The 17,928-nt window shown below is 41.2% G+C and carries 18 protein-coding genes; 4 read left to right on the top strand and 14 right to left on the bottom strand.

Annotated elements, in window-relative coordinates:
• Positions 1-317: 317 nt before the first annotated feature.
• The 5 genes from BMX30_RS00415 to BMX30_RS00395 all read right to left on the bottom strand — a co-directional run bounded on the left by BMX30_RS00415 (position 318) and on the right by BMX30_RS00395 (position 3,404).
• Complete coding sequence (locus BMX30_RS00415) at positions 318-644, bottom strand: ArsR/SmtB family transcription factor (RefSeq protein WP_090740086.1); 327 nt, start codon at positions 642-644, stop codon at positions 318-320.
• Positions 645-1,076, bottom strand: a complete 432-nt coding sequence (locus BMX30_RS00410; RefSeq protein WP_090740084.1) for an SRPBCC family protein — start codon at positions 1,074-1,076, stop codon at positions 645-647.
• A 195-nt stretch (positions 1,077-1,271) separates the two neighbouring features.
• Positions 1,272-1,535 (bottom strand): hypothetical protein, encoded by a 264-nt coding sequence (locus tag BMX30_RS00405; RefSeq protein ID WP_090740081.1) that lies wholly within the window; start codon positions 1,533-1,535, stop codon positions 1,272-1,274.
• Positions 1,536-1,634: 99 nt separating this feature from the next.
• The gene (gene msrA / locus BMX30_RS00400; protein ID WP_090740079.1) at positions 1,635-2,591 is read right to left on the bottom strand and encodes a peptide-methionine (S)-S-oxide reductase MsrA; all 957 of its coding nucleotides are present in this window, start codon (positions 2,589-2,591) and stop codon (positions 1,635-1,637) included.
• A gap of 210 nt (positions 2,592-2,801) precedes the next feature.
• Positions 2,802-3,404: an SCO family protein gene (locus BMX30_RS00395; RefSeq protein WP_090740077.1), complete on the bottom strand. Its 603-nt coding sequence runs from the start codon at positions 3,402-3,404 to the stop codon at positions 2,802-2,804.
• Between the two features lie 267 nt (positions 3,405-3,671).
• On the opposite strand from BMX30_RS00395, the gene BMX30_RS00390 reads away from it, so the two are divergent.
• The 3 genes from BMX30_RS00390 (at position 3,672) to BMX30_RS00380 (ending at position 6,120) form a co-directional block, all read left to right on the top strand.
• Positions 3,672-4,088, top strand: coding sequence for a hypothetical protein (locus tag BMX30_RS00390; RefSeq protein ID WP_244532468.1), 417 nt, complete (start codon positions 3,672-3,674; stop codon positions 4,086-4,088).
• A gap of 62 nt (positions 4,089-4,150) precedes the next feature.
• On the top strand, positions 4,151-4,612 hold the full coding sequence (locus tag BMX30_RS00385) for a hypothetical protein (RefSeq protein ID WP_090740074.1): 462 nt from the start codon (positions 4,151-4,153) through the stop codon (positions 4,610-4,612).
• 101 nt (positions 4,613-4,713) lie between these two features.
• A complete protein-coding gene (locus BMX30_RS00380) occupies positions 4,714-6,120 on the top strand; it encodes a hypothetical protein (RefSeq protein WP_090740072.1) in 1,407 nt (468 codons plus the stop codon).
• Positions 6,121-6,213: 93 nt separating this feature from the next.
• Here the strand turns inward: BMX30_RS00380 and BMX30_RS00375 are convergent, their stop codons facing one another.
• Positions 6,214-6,462 (bottom strand): hypothetical protein, encoded by a 249-nt coding sequence (locus BMX30_RS00375; RefSeq protein WP_090740070.1) that lies wholly within the window; start codon positions 6,460-6,462, stop codon positions 6,214-6,216.
• A gap of 214 nt (positions 6,463-6,676) precedes the next feature.
• A complete protein-coding gene (locus BMX30_RS00370; RefSeq protein WP_090740067.1) occupies positions 6,677-6,928 on the bottom strand; it encodes a hypothetical protein in 252 nt (83 codons plus the stop codon).
• A 629-nt stretch (positions 6,929-7,557) separates the two neighbouring features.
• Between BMX30_RS00370 and BMX30_RS23160 the strand changes: the two genes are divergently transcribed.
• Positions 7,558-8,076 carry a hypothetical protein gene (locus BMX30_RS23160; RefSeq protein ID WP_139195370.1) on the top strand — a complete coding sequence of 173 codons (519 nt, stop codon included), beginning with the start codon at positions 7,558-7,560 and terminating at the stop codon, positions 8,074-8,076.
• Between the two features lie 425 nt (positions 8,077-8,501).
• Here BMX30_RS23160 and BMX30_RS00360 read toward each other — a convergent pair whose 3' ends face one another.
• The 7 genes from BMX30_RS00360 to BMX30_RS00330 all read right to left on the bottom strand — a co-directional run bounded on the left by BMX30_RS00360 (position 8,502) and on the right by BMX30_RS00330 (position 17,796).
• A complete protein-coding gene (locus tag BMX30_RS00360) occupies positions 8,502-9,389 on the bottom strand; it encodes an LSm family protein (protein WP_139195369.1) in 888 nt (295 codons plus the stop codon).
• A gap of 82 nt (positions 9,390-9,471) precedes the next feature.
• Entirely contained in the window at positions 9,472-13,125 is a 3,654-nt protein-coding gene (locus BMX30_RS00355) for a multicopper oxidase domain-containing protein (RefSeq protein WP_090740058.1), read from the bottom strand.
• 21 nt (positions 13,126-13,146) lie between these two features.
• Entirely contained in the window at positions 13,147-13,431 is a 285-nt protein-coding gene (locus BMX30_RS00350; RefSeq protein WP_090740055.1) for a hypothetical protein, read from the bottom strand.
• Positions 13,432-13,453: 22 nt separating this feature from the next.
• Positions 13,454-13,972, bottom strand: coding sequence for a hypothetical protein (locus tag BMX30_RS24195; protein ID WP_342028052.1), 519 nt, complete (start codon positions 13,970-13,972; stop codon positions 13,454-13,456).
• A gap of 71 nt (positions 13,973-14,043) precedes the next feature.
• A complete protein-coding gene (locus BMX30_RS00340; RefSeq protein WP_090740052.1) occupies positions 14,044-14,811 on the bottom strand; it encodes a hypothetical protein in 768 nt (255 codons plus the stop codon).
• 225 nt (positions 14,812-15,036) lie between these two features.
• Positions 15,037-16,401 (bottom strand): FAD-binding oxidoreductase, encoded by a 1,365-nt coding sequence (locus BMX30_RS00335; protein ID WP_211482042.1) that lies wholly within the window; start codon positions 16,399-16,401, stop codon positions 15,037-15,039.
• Positions 16,402-16,458: 57 nt separating this feature from the next.
• Positions 16,459-17,796 (bottom strand): dihydrolipoamide acetyltransferase family protein, encoded by a 1,338-nt coding sequence (locus BMX30_RS00330; protein ID WP_090740048.1) that lies wholly within the window; start codon positions 17,794-17,796, stop codon positions 16,459-16,461.
• Between the last annotated feature and the right edge of the window lie 132 nt (positions 17,797-17,928).

Raw genomic sequence — 17,928 nt, 5'->3', positions numbered from 1 at the left:
GATTCAATAAAAGCGGTGGAGTCGTTACATTGTAATTACTCTTTACTAAACTCCATCAAATAGGTTCGGAGATTGCTCTTAAAAGAGAGCGAAAAAAAGATAATAAGAATCGGATAGGCAGCATGATCAGTTCAGGGATATAAAACAAGACGTCACTAACCCCATCCCAAAAGGTATAAGCATTCTTGTTTCGTTTTTTACTCTTTTTGAATGCTCTCTTGCGAATCCCCATTACGCACCTCTTATTGACCATTATCAAAATTCCTAGTACCATTCACCACCACTTTTCGGAATGATGATTGGCACTAGACCAATATTTACTTATTATCTTCTTCGTGTTCTACAAGATGTTTCAATATAGCCAATTTATTATGCCAAAACTGTTCGTAATAACCCAACCATTCTTTGACATCGTTTAGAGGCTCGGCATGAAGGGCATATATTTTTTCCCTTCCCTGTTTTCTCGCACTTACTAACTTTGCATCGGAAAGAATTTGTAGATGCTTTACAATTGCAGTCCGACTTACAGGAAAATATGAAGTTATTCTTGAAATAGGCATTTCCTCTTTAGAAAGGATTTTAAGTACCTCACGGCGAGTTGGATCGGCAATAGCCTGAAATACATCATGCTTTGCTGCTGGCACTTACTTCTCAACAACCTTTTTAAGGTTCTCTACAATACCTACCCAACCTTGAGCCATACGTTCGCGGATAACAGAGCTTGTCTCGTTTGCTTTTCCAATAACTTCATCCGGATGTTTCCAACCACCATGTATTAGGGTAAATTCAGTCTTGTCATCTACCTCTTTTAAGATAAAGGAGACAATCCATCCATCTGTATCCCAAGAAAATGAGAGGCGGTTCGGATCTTCGATATCTAACACCTTACATGGAGATGGACCGAATGGGGATTGTACATGAAACTCATGACCCACTGTTGGCTCAAAATTATTCGGCATGAACCATGCTTCAATCCCCTCCGAAGTTGATACGAAATTCCAAACCTTCTGGATTGGTGCTTCAATTAAGATTGTTTGCTTAATTTCAGGGACTGTGGTTTGCTTGTTTGTTTCCATCTAATTCTCCTATCGTCAATAGTATATAACACCTTTTGGTTTCACGTTTAAATTATAACACCCTCTGGTTTCATGTCAATAAATTTAGAATTGACAGCTAATGACCAATATAGAAATGTACCAATATACACCCTGCTAATCCTTTCCTCTCTGTTAGAGAAGCCGAAATAATATTAACTAATGGCTCACAATCTACTAATGGTACATCAATCTAATTCTTTCCAGGTCTGTTAACAACAATTGCACTTCGGATTGCGATAATCGAATCAGCATTTGATCGAAAAGCGAGACGACCTGTCCGTCCTCGTCTTGATGCTCACTTAAGTATTTACACAAACTTTGTACTTGGTGCTCCTTTAAGGTTGTTTCGGTATAAAAATTTTTGACGGTCTCAATCGTAAATACCTTTCCTTCCTCATCAAACCCACCAGTTAAGATATTTCCGCTAATATTCTGCATTCCATAATCACCTCATAGAGTTCTTACCATCAGCTTTTCCAACAAAAAGGTGCCAGGCGCCATCCAATTTTTGGATGGTGCCTGGCACCTTACATATACTTACATAAATAACGAAAGAAATTCGCCGTAGCCTTCTTCTTCTAGTTTATCTTTTGGAACAAATCTTAAGGCAGCAGAGTTAATACAATATCTTGCTCCATCTGGGCCTGGTCCGTCGTCAAATACATGACCAAGGTGCGTATCGGCGGTTTTTCCTCTTACTTCTATTCTTCTCATGCCATGCGAGGTATCAAGCTTTTCATCTATTTCAGAACGACGGATTGGCTGGGTAAAGCTCGGCCATCCACAACCCGCATCATATTTATCACTAGAACTAAACAGCGGCTCACCTGATATAATATCCACGTAAATTCCTTCTTCCGTATGATTCCAAAACTCGTTACGGAAAGGAGGTTCTGTCGCATTATTTCGAGTCACTTCATATTGAATCGGCGTTAACTCCTTGCGTAAGTCCTCTTCACTTTTTGTCTTCTTCCAATTTTCACGGATAAAGCGTGCTCTCCCAGACCCTTCTTTGTAAAGGTTGTAATGAAAGGAATTCTTTTTATAATAATCTTGGTGCTTTTCCTCTGCACGGTAAAAAGTCGATGCAGGCAAAATCGCTGTGACGATTGGTTTTTGAAAACGACCACTTGAAGCTACTTGAGCTTTGGATTCTTCAGCCATTTCTCTTTGTGCTTCATTGTGATAAAAAATCGCTGTACGATATGAGAGCCCACGATCATTAAATTGTCCACCTTCATCGGTTGGATCAATCTGCTGCCAGAACAACTCTAGCAATTTTTCATAAGGAAATACTTCTGGATCAAATGTGATTTGAACGGCTTCATAATGTCCAGTTGTATCTGAGCAAACTTCCTCATATGTAGGGTTTTCCTTATGCCCCCCTGTATAGCCTGAAACGATTTCCTTAATCCCTGGTTGCTCATCAAATGGCTGCACCATGCACCAGAAACAGCCCCCAGCAAATGTTGCCTTCTCAAATTGTTCAGACATTAACGCCAACTCCTTATAATTAAGTCTCTTCCCTATTTTAAAATAAAACAGTTCGATTACACCATGAAGATGCTATTAATTATAAAGGCTACACGTTTACACATTTTCTCGCAACTATTCTGCTGTTTATAAGGGGGAATACAATCACTCTTCCCCCTCTTGAAAGGTTCTATCGCTAATTGCTATGCAAATAAATTGGATATATTATTATTACTTGGATTGAACCAACTTTTCAATAGACTTCATAATTTCTTCCGTATCCACTCTTTCCTTTGCGTTCGCCATATCGTATAACCCTCTAATTTTATTGTTTTGGTCAATTAAAAACATCGTTGTATTATGTGCAATATAATCTCCTTCAACTTTTTTATATTTCATATGAAAGGAGTCAGCAATTCTTTTTGTTTCTTCAGGACTCCCTCTTAGGAACCTCCATCCATCACGATTCGCATTAAAGTTTTTTGCATAATCCTTAATAACATCATAAGTGTCAACTTCAGGATCAAGAGTTATGGCCACCAGTTCCACCTCTGTCCCAAAAAGGTCTGATTCCTGTAAACCTTGTTGAAGAAGTGAGAAATCCATCATTGTTAGTGGACATATATCTGGACAATTGGTGTAAAAAAAGGCCAAGAGTTTAACCTTTTGATTATTAGAGTCGTAAGATTCATGGTAGGCATCCTTCATCACAAATGGAACAGCCTCGTCGAGTACCGGCATTTCTTTACCCGTGCTCAGGACCTTATTCAGCGCAAATATTCCTATCGCTAAAATTATAAGACTGATTAAAACATATGAAACCTTCTTCCGCATGGTTATCCCTCACAGCTAGTTTTTCTTACATAAACCCTTTCTAGTATCTTATGGAACGGAGTAACAAAGGTGATGTTCACAATCATAATAAGGGCCTTTACCATGAAAAATCATAATGACATTAGCAAACACCTAAACCCTAAATCATGCATAAAGTGAACTAATGGAGAATATGGGTGGGCATTTATCATCTGTTGACCATCTAATCCCAAAAACTACAAAGGGCTAAAGACATTCTGAGCCTATGAAATACTGAGGTGAATCATTGTGCCACAATGGATTGGTTGGTTTCTACTGTTAAATTTGACTTCGGCAAGTATGGCATACCTTTTCCTATATCCCCGGCGAAAATTAATCGGCTTCCACTTAGGGATGAATATTGCAATGGCCGCTGGAGGTGGGTTGGCACTCGGAACTGGTGTGATATTGATCAACCTTTTTCCCTTACATTTCATCGAGGTAACCATTTCAACAGCGCTATTAGGAATTGTGGCAGGAGGGTTATTCGGTGCTTTATTTGATTACCAAACCGTTTTAACCGGGTATATTAATGGACTTATGATGGGGATTATGTCGCCAATGGTTGGTGCAGCGGCATCTGAAGGTCCCATGTTTATTCTGTTCATTGAGGTATTTATTTTAAGTTGCTATTTGCTATTACTTACTTCAGCTTATCGATCTTAATCTATATAAAAGCTCTCAACTGAGGCATTCGTCATATTAAGGAAGTTTTTTGGAGGGAAATCATGGTCCTTTTCTTGGTTTTAATCACCTTTATTAATACCTTAGTGACAGCTTGGGCCTACCTCTCCTTAAACCGGCAGCGTTATCTGTTTAGTGAGAGATTTGGTTTCACTGTTACTTTTTTAGCTAGTACATCCTGTAGTTTTGTTTTAGCTCTTAACCTTTTCTTACTGTTTCCTACGCATCTTGAGGTTGTCAGTACGTTCACATTATTCCTAGGAATCGTAATTGGTGCTTTGTTTGGTTCGATGGTCAATATGCAATCGTTTATTGCAGGTGTATTTAATGGAGGCGTTGGTGGGATCATGGGATCTATGCTAGGGGCTGTTGCACTAGACCCTAGTCTATGCGGTCTTCCAGCTGACCTTTGGGCAGAGCAGGACATGATGTTATTTATGTCGCTGTTAAGCCTAGGGATTCAACTGCTTTCAGCTAGCATGCTAACATTAGCAAAGCGATTATAATTGCACAGTTCAAAAGTGTGATTCGCTGAACGTAATAAGAAACCTCACATCGTTAGTCTAGAGTCATATATTAATAAAAAAATACAGAGGAGAGAGGCTCATTGGAGAATTTCCCCTATTTCGTTCGGAACCTAAACCCTAGTCTTTATATAAGCCAGATTCAAAAGTTTCTTAAGGAGGTTAATCAACAAACCTTCTTTCATAAAAATTTTCATGAGGAATCTTCGTCCGTTGAATCAAGTGGAAATGATGAATCGACTTTCTCTTGCGATGATTCTTCCTCACCGGATGAGTCCAGTAGCATTGATTACGAAGTCTCAAACGAGGAATCATCTTCTTCCATTGAATCAAGTGGAGATGATGAAACGGTTACCTGTTGCGATGACTCTGCCCCCTCACCGGATGAATCCAGTAGCATTGATTCGGAGGTCTCAGACGAGGAGTCATCTTCTTCCATTGAATCAAGTGTGGAGGATGAAACGGTTACCTGTTGCGATGACTCTGCCCCCTCACCGGATGAATCCAGTAGCATTGATTCGGAGGTCTCAGACGAGGAGTCATCTTCTTCCATTGAATCAAGTGTGGAGGATGAAACGGTTACCTGTTGCGATGACTCTGCCCCCTCACCGGATGAGTCCAGTAGCATTGATTACGAAGTCTCAAACGAGGAATCATCTTCTTCCATTGAATCAAGTGGAGATGATGAGCCGCTTTCCTCTAGCGATGAACCTTCATCATTGGGTAAATTAAGTGGCTTTGTTGTCGTATCCGCCATCCTGGGAGCATTGGCTACTACTTTGAAAAATGATGATCACCAATCCACCGACACTGAATCTTCATCTATGGATGAAATAATTAGCGATGAGGAGTATTTCCTTCCAGATGAGGAGTCATCATCTTCATCGTCATCTTCTCAGGAATACATGGACTTTAGCCAAAAAAACCATATAGAGACCGCGCAACAGACTGAGGAGCCAATTTTTACAGAACAAACCAAAACTGAAAACGATGCTGATCAAAGTGATTCATTAGAGAATCAGAGCGAGGATACCAGCACGAACGCTGTTTCAACTGATGAGGTTGAGGACGAGAAAGAGAACCATCAACATCCAAAACAAGTCAATCCACTACCTGAAGGTCCTGAAAAGGCTAACCAGGAATTACTTGAGAATCACCGTGTCTCAACAGACAACTCGGATAAGAAAGAGAAAGAACATCACCAAAGGACTCATGACTCCTTTTCTTTTTCCAGCGAGCATGATGATAATGTTAATGAAATTGAAGAGAAAGTAGGGTTGGTTAGGTTATTTGAATCTCTTCCTTCAAATTACCCTGTAAGATCAATCATTACAAATGGAACTGAAATTTATGTATCGTTTTTTATTCAATACGTACCTGACCAACAACTCGTATATTTCTTTGATGATGAAAATGTAATTTCAATTGAAAGCCATAGAATCGACGGGATCATTTTTGCGAATGATGTTGATTATGAAAGCGACGACTAGCATTATTAGTATGCTCCTTTATAGGTATTTTCAAAAAAAAAGATAGCTGGCTTTATCATAAACCAGCTATCTTTGAAGATTGGAAGCTATGATTTACGCCTCATCTTCTTCTTCCTCCTCTAATTCACCAGCAGCATCCGCAGGACCAAACATCATCCCATGAATTTTGTCACCCTCATATACGCAAACTTGGCCATCAGCAATGAAATAAGCCAATCCATCGTCATAGTTCGAAAAATGGGTAACAGGTACCGGTGTGCCAAATCCCATTAGGTTAGAAACCTGGTATCCTGGTGGACACTTTTTCAAGATGTCTTCCATCGACTTTTTAAATTGTGTCATAAATTACACCTCCTTCTTAAAGGATTTCCCTAAAGATTAAGGATAGTATAATATATTCCTTTGATCGTAAAACGTATGGACAAACAGCCAGTTAATAGAAAAAGAGGCTACTGACTTACTCTAGTGGCAAGCCCACGTGGTTTTACAGGCAAATTCTACAACATAATACTCACAGCATGTTTTAAACACTGTAAGAAAGATCAAAAGGTGAAGCTTAGAATGATTCAAACTCTTCCTCTTCATCTCCACAACATGCTTCAGTAGTAAAACTCATGCCATCAATTTTGTCCCCATCTATCAGGATTACCTCTAAATCAGGTCCGATGAAATAAGCTAGACCTTTAGAGTAATTAATAAAACGGGCTACAGGAATATTTGCCCCGTTTACATATAGTGCTCCGACAATATAATTAGGCGGTAGCTTCAATAAAACGTCCTTCATCGTTTCTCGATTCTTCTCGGTCACTTTTATCCTTCCTTTCACGAAAAATATTCATCTAGTCAATATAATATATTTTCAAAACGAAAATGGGTGTAGACAAACATCCCCATAATCACAAACTTCTTGGTTAAAATCAAAAATTTATAATAATTCACAATTATAAATTGCTACCCATTTTACTTCAAAAGCGGACAACCGTTTATGCATTTAGGTTAAATATGCATAAAATATTACAGAACGATGAAAGGAGGGACTATTATGACCTATTTGAATTCACATTGCTGTAGAGGCCCGCACCATAACATGCATTTTAATCACAGTAAACAATGTACATGCCACAGCCATAGCCATAGACATCACCACCATTCACCTATTCATTCAAGAATAAGCCATTCACCTTCGTACTCACCCCAACACAGTAACTTTGGTTGTTGTTGCTGCTGTACTGAGTTTAAAGTGTTAACTCCTCTCAAACCAAAGAAGCAGAACTGTAAGGTTTGTGTCGACCAGGAAGAATTTAAAGAATTATTAGAAGAGTTAGTAGAAGAAATTCTTATTGAAAGATTCGAAAAGCAGAAGAAAAAAGAGACAAACTAGAAAGTCACTTTAACTCTCAAAAACTAGCATAAATTTTATTGAAAGGAGGCTATAAAATGAGTTATTCTCACCATAATCACTGCCATCACGATAGTCATTTTGGGGATGATCATCATCGTCATTACGGGCATGCTCATAGTTATTTCTTTCACCATAACCATTTTAATAATCATCATCACCACTCTTTCCCCCACCATGGGTCATGCCATCATCATGGGTGTAAGGGCCATTCTCATAGAGATTGCCATTGTTCCTATTGCTCGGGTCACTTTAGATTCGGACATTTGTGCAGCCATGATTTTAGGCTCCGCTTGGGTGGGTTACAAGGAGGCTTAGCGTTCCGTTTCCGACAACTCCTAGACTGTGACGTCAAACTGAAAGTGGATTGTGAAGGTGAAGAAAAGGATATTAAGGGCCGAGTTTGTTTTGTTGGCACAAACTTCGTAGAAATCCGCAGCAAGCGTAAAAAAGCAAAACTAAAAAGGACTGGTAGCTGCAAACGAAAAACAAGCAAAGGCAAAAAACACCGCTACCGCATCATTCCGTTTGACAAAATCTGTTCAATTGAGCTCTAGAAAAGTACTAAAAAGAATAAGGTGCAAAGGTCAATAACTGTCGACTTTTGCACCTTTCTTTTTTATGATTCATTAGGCCAAAGGAACAAAAGCGCAAGCGCCTTGATCAGCTACGTGAGTCTAGACGAGCCGGCCAGAAGGTTGCTCTTTAACCTTCTGGCCGGATTGTACGAAAAGCGGAGACGACTGCACACGGACGACCGCGCCCTGTAAGAAGGTGCTTTTTCCTTCTGAAAGGGAGTGGCTTATGTCTTCCGAGTCCCTAGGAGCCGCAGCTAGACAAGCTTATGACCCGAGGAGCTAGGCGCTGGAGCTGGATACAGAGTACGAACACAATTATCCACACCCTCAAACTTTTATAAATTCCTTAACAACAAAAAACCCGATTCTAATCGGGTCTAGAAAAATGCGTAACTTTAAGTTGCTTAATGGAAAATGGTACAAATCTGGTTGAGTGAGATGGTTTTTTCCTTGTCATTCTTCAAGCATAATCTTATCTGTTCTTTATCTACTTTTATTAGGGTGCCAACCACTAACCGGTCAGCTAATCTTACTCTAACTTTCTTTCCCTCCAAGAGTAGTAGATAAATATTAAGGGGGATCCTGTAAAAGAGTTGAATTAATTCAGGGGAAGAAGCAACTGTTTCGCCAAATTGGAAGGTTAATGCTCTTCTGAAGCAAGGGTCAATACATAGCAAGTCCGCTTCGTTGGCAGGCGTCGCGTATCGATTTTTCAGAAAGATTGAGCATACTTTAAGCAACGGGATAAAGATTTCCTTTTCCTCGTTTTTAAGAAGGACAAAGTTTCGACCAACCAGGTGAACTCTACCTTCCACAGTTCTTTTTGCTTGTTTAGTTGTAACTGGTACGCTCGTTCTTTTCAAAGATCTCTTTTTAACCTTCCTTTTCTTTCTAGTGAATCCATTAGCTCGTTTTTTCGCTTTAACTCCTTTAATACGATGAGGAGAACCACTAGTGGTTGAACGAACCGATTCAAACAGTTCTTCTTCCTCTTCGGCCTCACAATCAATTTTCACTCGAACAAGCTGACCCACTAAGCCGTCAAAAGCTCTCATCCGTGCTTCTTCGTTTAATTCCTCAAAATCATCATCAAACCCATTGCCACGTTCAGACAAACCTAAGTCTAGTAGGAGCCTGTTGGCCTCTTCTATCCTTGCCTCAAGTTCCTCAAGTTCTTCATGAGGTAAACGAGAATTAGGAGAAGGGTATAGTGGTGTGGGTATTCTTTCGGGACAACATTCCACTGGAATACAGAAATCATCATGTTCTCCTAGTGGAACACAATTACTCATTAAATTTCCCTCATATTCATTCGTCAATTTTTTCACATCCTTTCTTTATATCGGGGGAGTGACTCCCCCGTTTTCTTATCCTTTATTCTAGTTTTGGTAGATGCGACTTGAGCTTGTCATGGACTCTGAAGATCCCCCACATTCCCTGTTCAATATCCCACCTAATATTTCCAGAACGATAGAGATAATCACCTGGGAAGTTATACACTCCACCAGCACCACCAATTAATCGTAAATCAGCCGTAAACCCTGCGACAATATGTCCTTCGAAGGACTGAACCCGGGAATCTAAATCTTTACTGTCAAATTTCCAGTAATGGCCGTGGAGATGGAAAGTGTGTGCTCTTCTTCGTTCTGAAGGGTTCGTCAAACAGAAAGTTACAGCATCACCAGTGTATGCTTCAAATATTGGTGTTGCAGGATCACCGAACACTTCTGATGAAAATAACTTACTGAGTTTTGGAAGCTCACGATAGCGGTTAATTAACCTCTCGCTCCGGTAATTGAATCCACGGGAACCATTATCATAGGTGTCTAGGAGATCACCCGCCTCTTCTTCTTCTATACCCGGAATGATTCCATCCACTGGGTCAACAATTAGTTGACCATTTTTATCTTCAAGTCGGACCCCGTCGTGCATAATCAGCACATACTCTCTAGTCGTTGGAACCAGTGGGTTTTTCAGTACAACGTTCGCCCCCGTTTTAACCTCTTCTAGCGTATAAGGGTCATGGTACGTCGTAAAGCGCGGCTCTGCGATAAAAGCACCAAAGGTCCCAAATGAACGGTGATTTCTTAAATCTGCCATATCCCACATGGCGCAGGTTCCATGTTGCCCATCCACAAACCAACGATAAGTGATTACCTCACCTGGTCCAACTGTCTGATCCGGATTATAGCCAACCGTATCCCCACTTGATGTTCGAACATCATAATCAAGTAAACTAGTGTGGAGTGAAATTCGTAGAGACGGTGGATAAAACGCTTGCTCTTTTACTGGCGGGTAAGGATGAATTCCGTCTTTAAATGGAAATAAATCAAATTTCAGACGACTCGTGAGTGACACCTCAACCAGATCTCCCACATTGGCCCTCAGGACTAGTGGTTCAGGATTCTTTTTACCTGAAAGGATGTCATCCACATCCTCCGCAAGGGCAAAGACTATCCCATACGGATCATGGTCACCATATGAGTTGTAAATGATTGGTGTTTGGAAGGCGACCACATCATACCTTCGGACCGGCGCGCATGGAGTTGCATGTGGCGGCAAAGTCGATAATGGCTCTGCACGTGCTGGTGGCTTCCCTGTCGGACACGGGAGCGGTTTTGTCCGTGGTGGCGGACAGGATTTGTCTGTAAGGACAATCAAATCGTCGACAAGCTCTTCATATGCTCTAATCAAGCCCCATGTTCCGAGCCAAACATCTTCTTCTGTCTCAAACGCCCACAGATAGTCGCCCGGTCCTTTCAACTCTGTTTCAAACGTGAACGATTCTGAAATGCCAATATGCTGTTGAGAATTGAAATGCGAACCCAAATCTGGTCGTTCTTCTTTCCACTTAAGACCATGAACATTAAAACTGTGTGACTCCTCATGTGCTCCCTGTAAAAGCCGGATTCGGATTGGATCTCCTGCATATCCTCTTAAAATTGGAGTAACTGGATCCCCATTTACATAAGAACTAAAGGAATACGCTGGGTCACAATCTTCTCCTAACCGAAACTTTAGTGGTTCACACTTATAATTAACGGCAAACACACCGGGATCATCTTCTGAGCCTGGGAATGGAGGAGGTTGGATTGGACAACCATCCTTATCGAATAACATCGTAAAATCTTGGGCAAATAAAGAGAAGTCCCGATAATCCGGAATAAGTGGATGGGATACCGTCACTTGTGTACCGTGGTCCACCTCTTCCCCTGTACAGGAGTCGAAAAATTTCGAAAACCTTGGTTGTACGACACCAGCCCCAAACATGCCGTGTTGCTGATGCGAGTTCGCAAACAGATGGTCATGAACGAAGAAGGCCTTCAACTCTGTGTCTGCGTACCACTCATATTGGATGGTCTCCCCCGGAAGAACTGAGCTATCGTAATTCCACCCTGTGTTCGCTCCATCTGAAACAAGCACATCAAACTTCACAAAGTGAATATGATATCCGGATTCATACGTTCTCGTCACCAACTGAAAGGCGTCTCCATCTAAGATATGCGGCAACCTATTCGTGTAATTAAAGCGGATAACAGTACCAGCTGGGACATGAAAGACAAGTGGTTCTGGTTCCTTTTTCCCTGATAAGATGTCATCTAAATCCTCATCAAACACATAAAACCTCGCTTTCGGGTCGTGCCAGCCTTGCTTGTTATAGACTACTGGTAACTCGATAGCCGAAACATTAAATTCCACTACATTTGCATTTTCTAAAGTCGGCTCAGCAAATACAGCCCCTGGCCTTGCATTTGGAATAGCCGTATTTTTTTCTAATTCAGTCATTTCACGTCCACCAACAATTCCTAAAGGTGGTCTCGGTGCTTTGAAACCTACTTTTCCTGGAATAAAGTTTGGAAACCCAGGTCGTTCGGGTGTCGGTTCCGGTGGCGCTGGTCTATCTGGTAAAGGTTTGAGCGGCGCAATTGGCATTCCATTCGGGTAGCACTGACTTCCGTCTTGAAGAGTGTCAAAAATCCGATTAATCCCCCACATCCCGGCTCCAAAGTGTGGATATAAATGACAATGGATAATCACATCGCCAATCGCACCGTGAAGACTACCAAGCCCATAAAGTGGCTGAACATCGTAATGAGATTGAGGACTAATCGCCTGAGAGTCAAGAATCTCTGCTTGAGTATTCGTCGGGTCACCTAACCATTGATGCACATGATAATGGAAAACATGTGTTTCTTTTGCGCCTCCATGAATCAGCCTAATGATAGCCGGGTCCCCTTTGTAGCCTCGAAGAATCGGCGTCGCAGGATCACCGAAAACCCAAGAATCATGGTGGACTTCCTCTGCATCACAATCCGGGCAAACAACACCTTCATCAATGAGGCGTTTTCGATTGGCCATTGGTTCATACCGCAAGTTTACACCATGAAAAGACTCTCCTTCTTGGTTGGTCATCGGATTCAATGGACTATTACCAGTCAAATCATCAATTTCCATTTCATCGCTAAAATACCAAGCATATTCTCTGAAAGATGGTAAAAACGGATGGTGAATATCTGCATAAACGCCACTGTGTAACGGACCACCCGTCACCGGATCTGTCCATGTTGATCCTCTTCTCTGTACTAGAAGGGCGCCAAATAACCCTTGTATGCTTGACCCTTTTTCTGTACTAGAAACATTTCCTAGGTCCGTAAAGAAAAAGGTGCCTTCACGGGAGGCATAAATTCGATAAAGAATTGATTTTCCACAAGGAACAGTCGTATCAGGATTAAGGCCTGCATCAGCTCCATCAGAATCAAACACATCATAATCTGCTTCTTGAAAATGCATTCCAGCGTCAAATGGAAGCTGGTTTTCGAACAATATTTCGACTGTATCTCCTTCACATGCTCGAATTGTAAGTGGCTCCACTAAATCAACAGGGGTAAATGGATTCTTTCTTACCAAGTCTCTAACTTTTTCTTCATTTTCCTTTAAAACATATATTCTTCCATCAGGATTGTGGTCGCCAAAATTGTTTACCACAATCCTTATTGGAATTCCAACAACATGATATCTTCTTAACATTTATTTCCCCCCTTCAACAAATTAATAGTAATCTTCACTGAGTCTTGGAATCTCTGGTTCTCCTTCACGTTCAATATAAAACACTTCAATATTGTCGATGTGGATATGCCATAGACGATTTTCCAATTGTGAAAAATGGGTGGTTTCGACCCAAATATCAACGATGTCATCCCTGACATCCTTAATCTCTCCAATAAACATAAATGGGTAAGACGGGGTTAAAATAAACACGCGGTACCCCTTTCCCATCGTAAAATGCTCAATTAAGCCTTCGTCATGTAATTGGTTAATTGACTGTTGTGACATTGATAAACCTCCTTTTCCATTTTTAGACTAGTGGAAATCTCATATTGCAATCGAAATCAGGGGTAAAGTGCGCAATTTTTTCAAAAGGGATTGAGAGCGGAAACGGGGATTGATGAAAGGGTGCATTTAGTAGTTTAATGGTTACTGGGAACAATGTAATGTGACCGGTTTCAACTTCGCAAACGGTTCCGCAGAATATAGGTCTGAACGTTTGCCCTAATAAATTTAGCTGCTGAGTTTCCGTTACAATTAAGACCGAGTCACCCATAAGGTACTCAAATTGACGAAAGAGGTCATCGCTTTCAATCTCGGGACTCTCTTCCTCTTCTTCTTCTTCTTCCTGTTCTTCTTCTTCTTCCTGTTCTTCTTCCTCTGCCTCTTCCTCTTCTTCAACATCCGGCTTATGCTTATCTACTGCTTCTTCGACCTCCTTTTTATCTTCGTGGTAGTCAAATTGGTCACCCATCTCGTCTTTCACTTCTGTTTTAAGTTTGACCTCAATCTCTACTTCTTCTTCAGACTTTGAATGTTTTTCTGACACAGATTTCATCCTCCATTCGTTATGTTATAGTCATCATATTCTGACAAGTCTTCAAGGCAACGACTATTTTCCTAAATTGAAAACATCTTGTTCCATATGTCCTTGAAACAGTGCTTCCATTTAGAAATTGAACCAATCGATTGGATATGAGTTATATCCGCCCATTGTATTTCATTACCATCGAACATACTTCTTAGTGTTAGCCCCTTTTTCTCAGAAACCTCGATCCTACCAATATAACTTTTCGCGTTACTAGTCACCTCGACCCAAAGTCCTCTCCATGAGTTTACATTGGTCCTTAGTGTTTCTTCATAAAATTGTTGCTTCAGTAAGTCTCTTTTTGAAACGGTGTCTCCAAAGTTCGTCATCAGTTTCTTTTTCAACTCGTTGTCATAGAGAAAGTATTGATGTGAGTTTGTAAAGTTTGGGACTCCTGATGGGATATTTGCCGAGCTAATCACACCATAGGGAATCCATATACGATCTGTTAAATTATTCAACATGACAAAGTCGCGCCCAACGGTACTGACTCTACCCATTACCTCATAAACGCTGTCATTCTTATTCACATATACAACGACTTGCTGATTCCTTTTCATTTTGAAGAACTTTTTCAGGAATAATGGGTGTTTTTGGGTTGGAATTGAACTCGCAAGTTTTTGCAAGTTTGCCTGTTCGATATACTCCGTTAGTAATTTGTTTTCTTCTAGGGTCGTTGCACTTGGAGGGGAAGTAAGTTTCTCGCCTGTTTCATGTATTGGATTAATTTTTCTTTGCTCTTTTGCCCTTTTTTCAAGTAAGGCTTTAATGTATTCTTGATGCCGCATCCCCGTTCTCAATCTTTTCCCTCCCCCCTAATCATAGTCCTTATATCCTATGGTTGGTGGCATTATATGGTATATAGATTATAAGAAAACAAACGAATACCTACATAAAACAGGCAAAAAGTTGGTGAGCACGTGCCCTTTATCGCACGATCGTACTAAATTTCTAATCAGCCCACAATAAAAGCCCCTTTCGATCGAAAGGAGCCGTTACTCTTCGTATATGGATAGAGATTATATTTAAAAGATTTTTCCTGGATTTAAAATTCTTTTTGGATCAAAGACCACCTTAATCTCTTTCATAATGTCAACAGCCTCACCATGCTCTAAACGTAAAAACTGTTTTTTCCCTAAACCGATTCCATGCTCTCCAGTGCATGTTCCACCCTTTGCTAACGCATAAGCCACAATCTGTTGATTAATCTCTTCAATTTTTTTCACACTTTCCGGATCGTTTGCATCAATTGAAAGCACCGCATGATAATTTCCGTCTCCAACATGACCAAAGATTGCGGCTTCCACTCCGTGCCGTTCAATCAACTTCCTCGTTTCCTTGATCGCATTAGGAAGTTCCGAAATCGGGACGCACACATCTGTTGATAACAAACCTTTTCCTGGATTAGCAGCCTGAATGGCAAAGGCAACATGATGTCTTGCCTCCCAAAGCTTTGCTCTTGCAAGTGAGTCACTTTCAGATTCAAACAATTGACAGCCTTCTTCCACCGCTATTTCCTGAGCTAGCTCCATATCCTTTTTAACGGCTTGCTCACTGCCGCTCATTTCAATGAACAAGGTTGGAACTTCTTGATAATCGGTGTTTTTATAAGCATTAACAGCCTGAATCGTTGCTTGGTCTACTAACTCAACCTTTCCTAAATCAAGGCCCGATTTCAACATAGCTGCTGCAGCATTACCCGCTGCCTCAATGGAAGCAAAAAGGGCTCTACTTGCTACGATTATTTCAGGAATGCCCTGAAGGCGTAACGTAATCTCCGTAATAATTCCTAGAGTTCCTTCAGAGCCGACGAGCAAACTAGTCAAGTTATAGCCAGCAGATGATTTAACAGCCATTCCCCCAGTCCTGACAACACGACCATCAGCCAGAACAACTTCTAGTCCTAACACTTGGTCTTTCATTGTTCCATATTTAACGCTATTCGTGCCACTGGCGTTTGTCGAGGCCATTCCACCAATCGTTGCATCAGCTCCAGGGTCGACCGGAAAGAACAGCCCATGCCTTTTCAATTCCTTATTTAACTGACTTCTGGTTACTCCTGGCTGGACTTTTACCAAAAAGTCTTCTGGGCGAACTTCCACCACCTTGTTCATTAGTGAAAGATTGACTGTAATTCCGCCTTGGGCAGGGATGATGTGCCCCTCAAGACTACTTCCCACTCCGAATGGCGTGACAGGTATACACCTTTCATTTGCATAAGTAAGAATTTGACTTACTTCCTCTTTCGTTTGCGGGTACACCACTAGTTCAGGTTTTTGTGGAGTATGGTAGGTCATTCCTTTGCTATGCTGTTCAAGAATCGTTTCATTAAGAGAGATTCTGTCTACATCTCGGATGATGTTTAATAATTGATCATACATCAATGTCATAAAGGCAACCTCCGAATCTACTAATATAGGTTCCTAGCCCGTCCTACCAACAAGCATTTAATAACTCTCTAAAATCAACCTTTCAGGGTTTTCAATATAGGCATGGACACGTGCCATAAAGTTATTCGCCGGCTCACCATCAATGATGCGATGATCAAACGTTAACGACGTACCCATTACATGCCCAATCACAATTTCATCGTTCACGACAATTGGGCGTTTCTTTATCGAATGTACTCCTAATATCGCTACTTCTGGGTAATTAATGATTGGTGTTGCAAACCAACCACCGCTAGCACCCGTGTTTGAAATCGTAAACGTACTGCCAGTCAACTCGGCCGGTTTTAGCTTACGTTCCCGTGATCGTTTGGAAAGGTCCTGAATTTCTTGAGCAATTTCCAATACTGTCTTGCGATCTGCATGTTTAATTACAGGTACGATCAGTCCTTCATTGGTTGCGGTAGCAATCCCAATATGGATGTCTTTTTTGTAAACGATTTCCATTTTTTCATCATCAACTGATGCATTAAATATCGGGTGATGCTTTAATGCTTTCGATAGAGCTTTTACAAAAAACGGCAAATAAGTCAGTTTCACACCCATCGTTTCAGCATAGGGTTGCAGCTGTTTTTTCACGTCAACGAGTTTGGTGATGACCACTTCGTCCATTCCTGTACAATGGATGGCTGTTGATTTTGACTTTCTCATATTATCGTAGATAACCTTCCTGATCCCTTGGATTGCTTCTCTACGATCACTATTCTCCAACGCTTTTGGTATATCTACCGTCTGTTCCGTTTCTTTAACCTCGATTTCAGGTGCTAGGGCTGCCGCTGTCTCTTGTGCCGATTGCCTCTGGAAGTTCCGCACATCTTCATCGGTTACCTTCCCTGCTTTTCCTGTTGGGGGAACATCGGTTATATCAATCCCTAATTCTCTAGCCAACTTTCTAACAGACGGTGCTGCAATCACGCGTTTTTTTATCGGACGAGTTGCTGGTGCATTTGATGCTTGAATTGAAATATGCTGTTGTTTAGGTTGAGTAGCTGTGACTTCTTTTTGCTGTGCTGTTGAACTTTGTAGTGAATTTAAATGCGTTGAATCTTGTTGGGGCGAATTTTCTGTTTGTTCTTGCTGAGGATGACTCCCTATTTTAGCCTCCTCAAGGACCGTAACCAATGTATTACCTACTTTTACGACTTCACCTTCCTCCGCTCCTAGAGCCTGGACGGTTCCGGATACAGGGGAAGAGATTTCAACAACCGCTTTATCTGTTTGAACCTCAACAATATTGTCATTTTCGTTTACATAGTCGCCGACCTTGATGAACCACGCAAGGACCTGTGCCTCATGTAAACCTTCCCCAATGTCAGGGAGTTTAAATTCGTACGCCATATGATGCAACTCCTTTTAAAATTTGCTCTGTTAAACTTGGTTGTTGATTTCCACTCCAGGCACTCGCTTTCCGCGGGCGTGCCGGGGAGCCTCCTCGGCGCTTAACGCGCCTGTGGGGTCTCCCCTGCCCCG

The sequence above is a fragment of the Mesobacillus persicus genome (assembly GCF_900109925.1).
Lineage (GTDB): Bacteria > Bacillota > Bacilli > Bacillales > Cytobacillaceae > Mesobacillus_B > Mesobacillus_B persicus.
This window is presented reverse-complemented; position numbering and strand designations above follow the sequence as displayed.

Bases quoted from the DNA above. Each gene is read 5' to 3' on its own strand.
- BMX30_RS00410 (WP_090740084.1), bottom strand. From the start codon at position 1,076: ATGGAAACAAACAAGCAAACCACAGTCCCTGAAATTAAGCAAACAATC.
- BMX30_RS00405 (WP_090740081.1), bottom strand. From the start codon at position 1,535: ATGCAGAATATTAGCGGAAATATCTTAACTGGTGGGTTTGATGAGGAA.
- msrA (WP_090740079.1), bottom strand. From the start codon at position 2,591: ATGTCTGAACAATTTGAGAAGGCAACATTTGCTGGGGGCTGTTTCTGG.
- BMX30_RS00395 (WP_090740077.1), bottom strand. From the start codon at position 3,404: ATGCGGAAGAAGGTTTCATATGTTTTAATCAGTCTTATAATTTTAGCG.
- BMX30_RS00385 (WP_090740074.1), top strand. From the start codon at position 4,151: ATGGTCCTTTTCTTGGTTTTAATCACCTTTATTAATACCTTAGTGACA.
- BMX30_RS00375 (WP_090740070.1), bottom strand. From the start codon at position 6,462: ATGACACAATTTAAAAAGTCGATGGAAGACATCTTGAAAAAGTGTCCA.
- BMX30_RS23160 (WP_139195370.1), top strand. From the start codon at position 7,558: ATGAGTTATTCTCACCATAATCACTGCCATCACGATAGTCATTTTGGG.
- BMX30_RS00360 (WP_139195369.1), bottom strand. From the start codon at position 9,389: ATGAGTAATTGTGTTCCACTAGGAGAACATGATGATTTCTGTATTCCA.
- BMX30_RS00355 (WP_090740058.1), bottom strand. From the start codon at position 13,125: ATGTTAAGAAGATATCATGTTGTTGGAATTCCAATAAGGATTGTGGTA.
- BMX30_RS00350 (WP_090740055.1), bottom strand. From the start codon at position 13,431: ATGTCACAACAGTCAATTAACCAATTACATGACGAAGGCTTAATTGAG.
- BMX30_RS00335 (WP_211482042.1), bottom strand. From the start codon at position 16,401: ATGACATTGATGTATGATCAATTATTAAACATCATCCGAGATGTAGAC.
- BMX30_RS00330 (WP_090740048.1), bottom strand. From the start codon at position 17,796: ATGGCGTACGAATTTAAACTCCCTGACATTGGGGAAGGTTTACATGAG.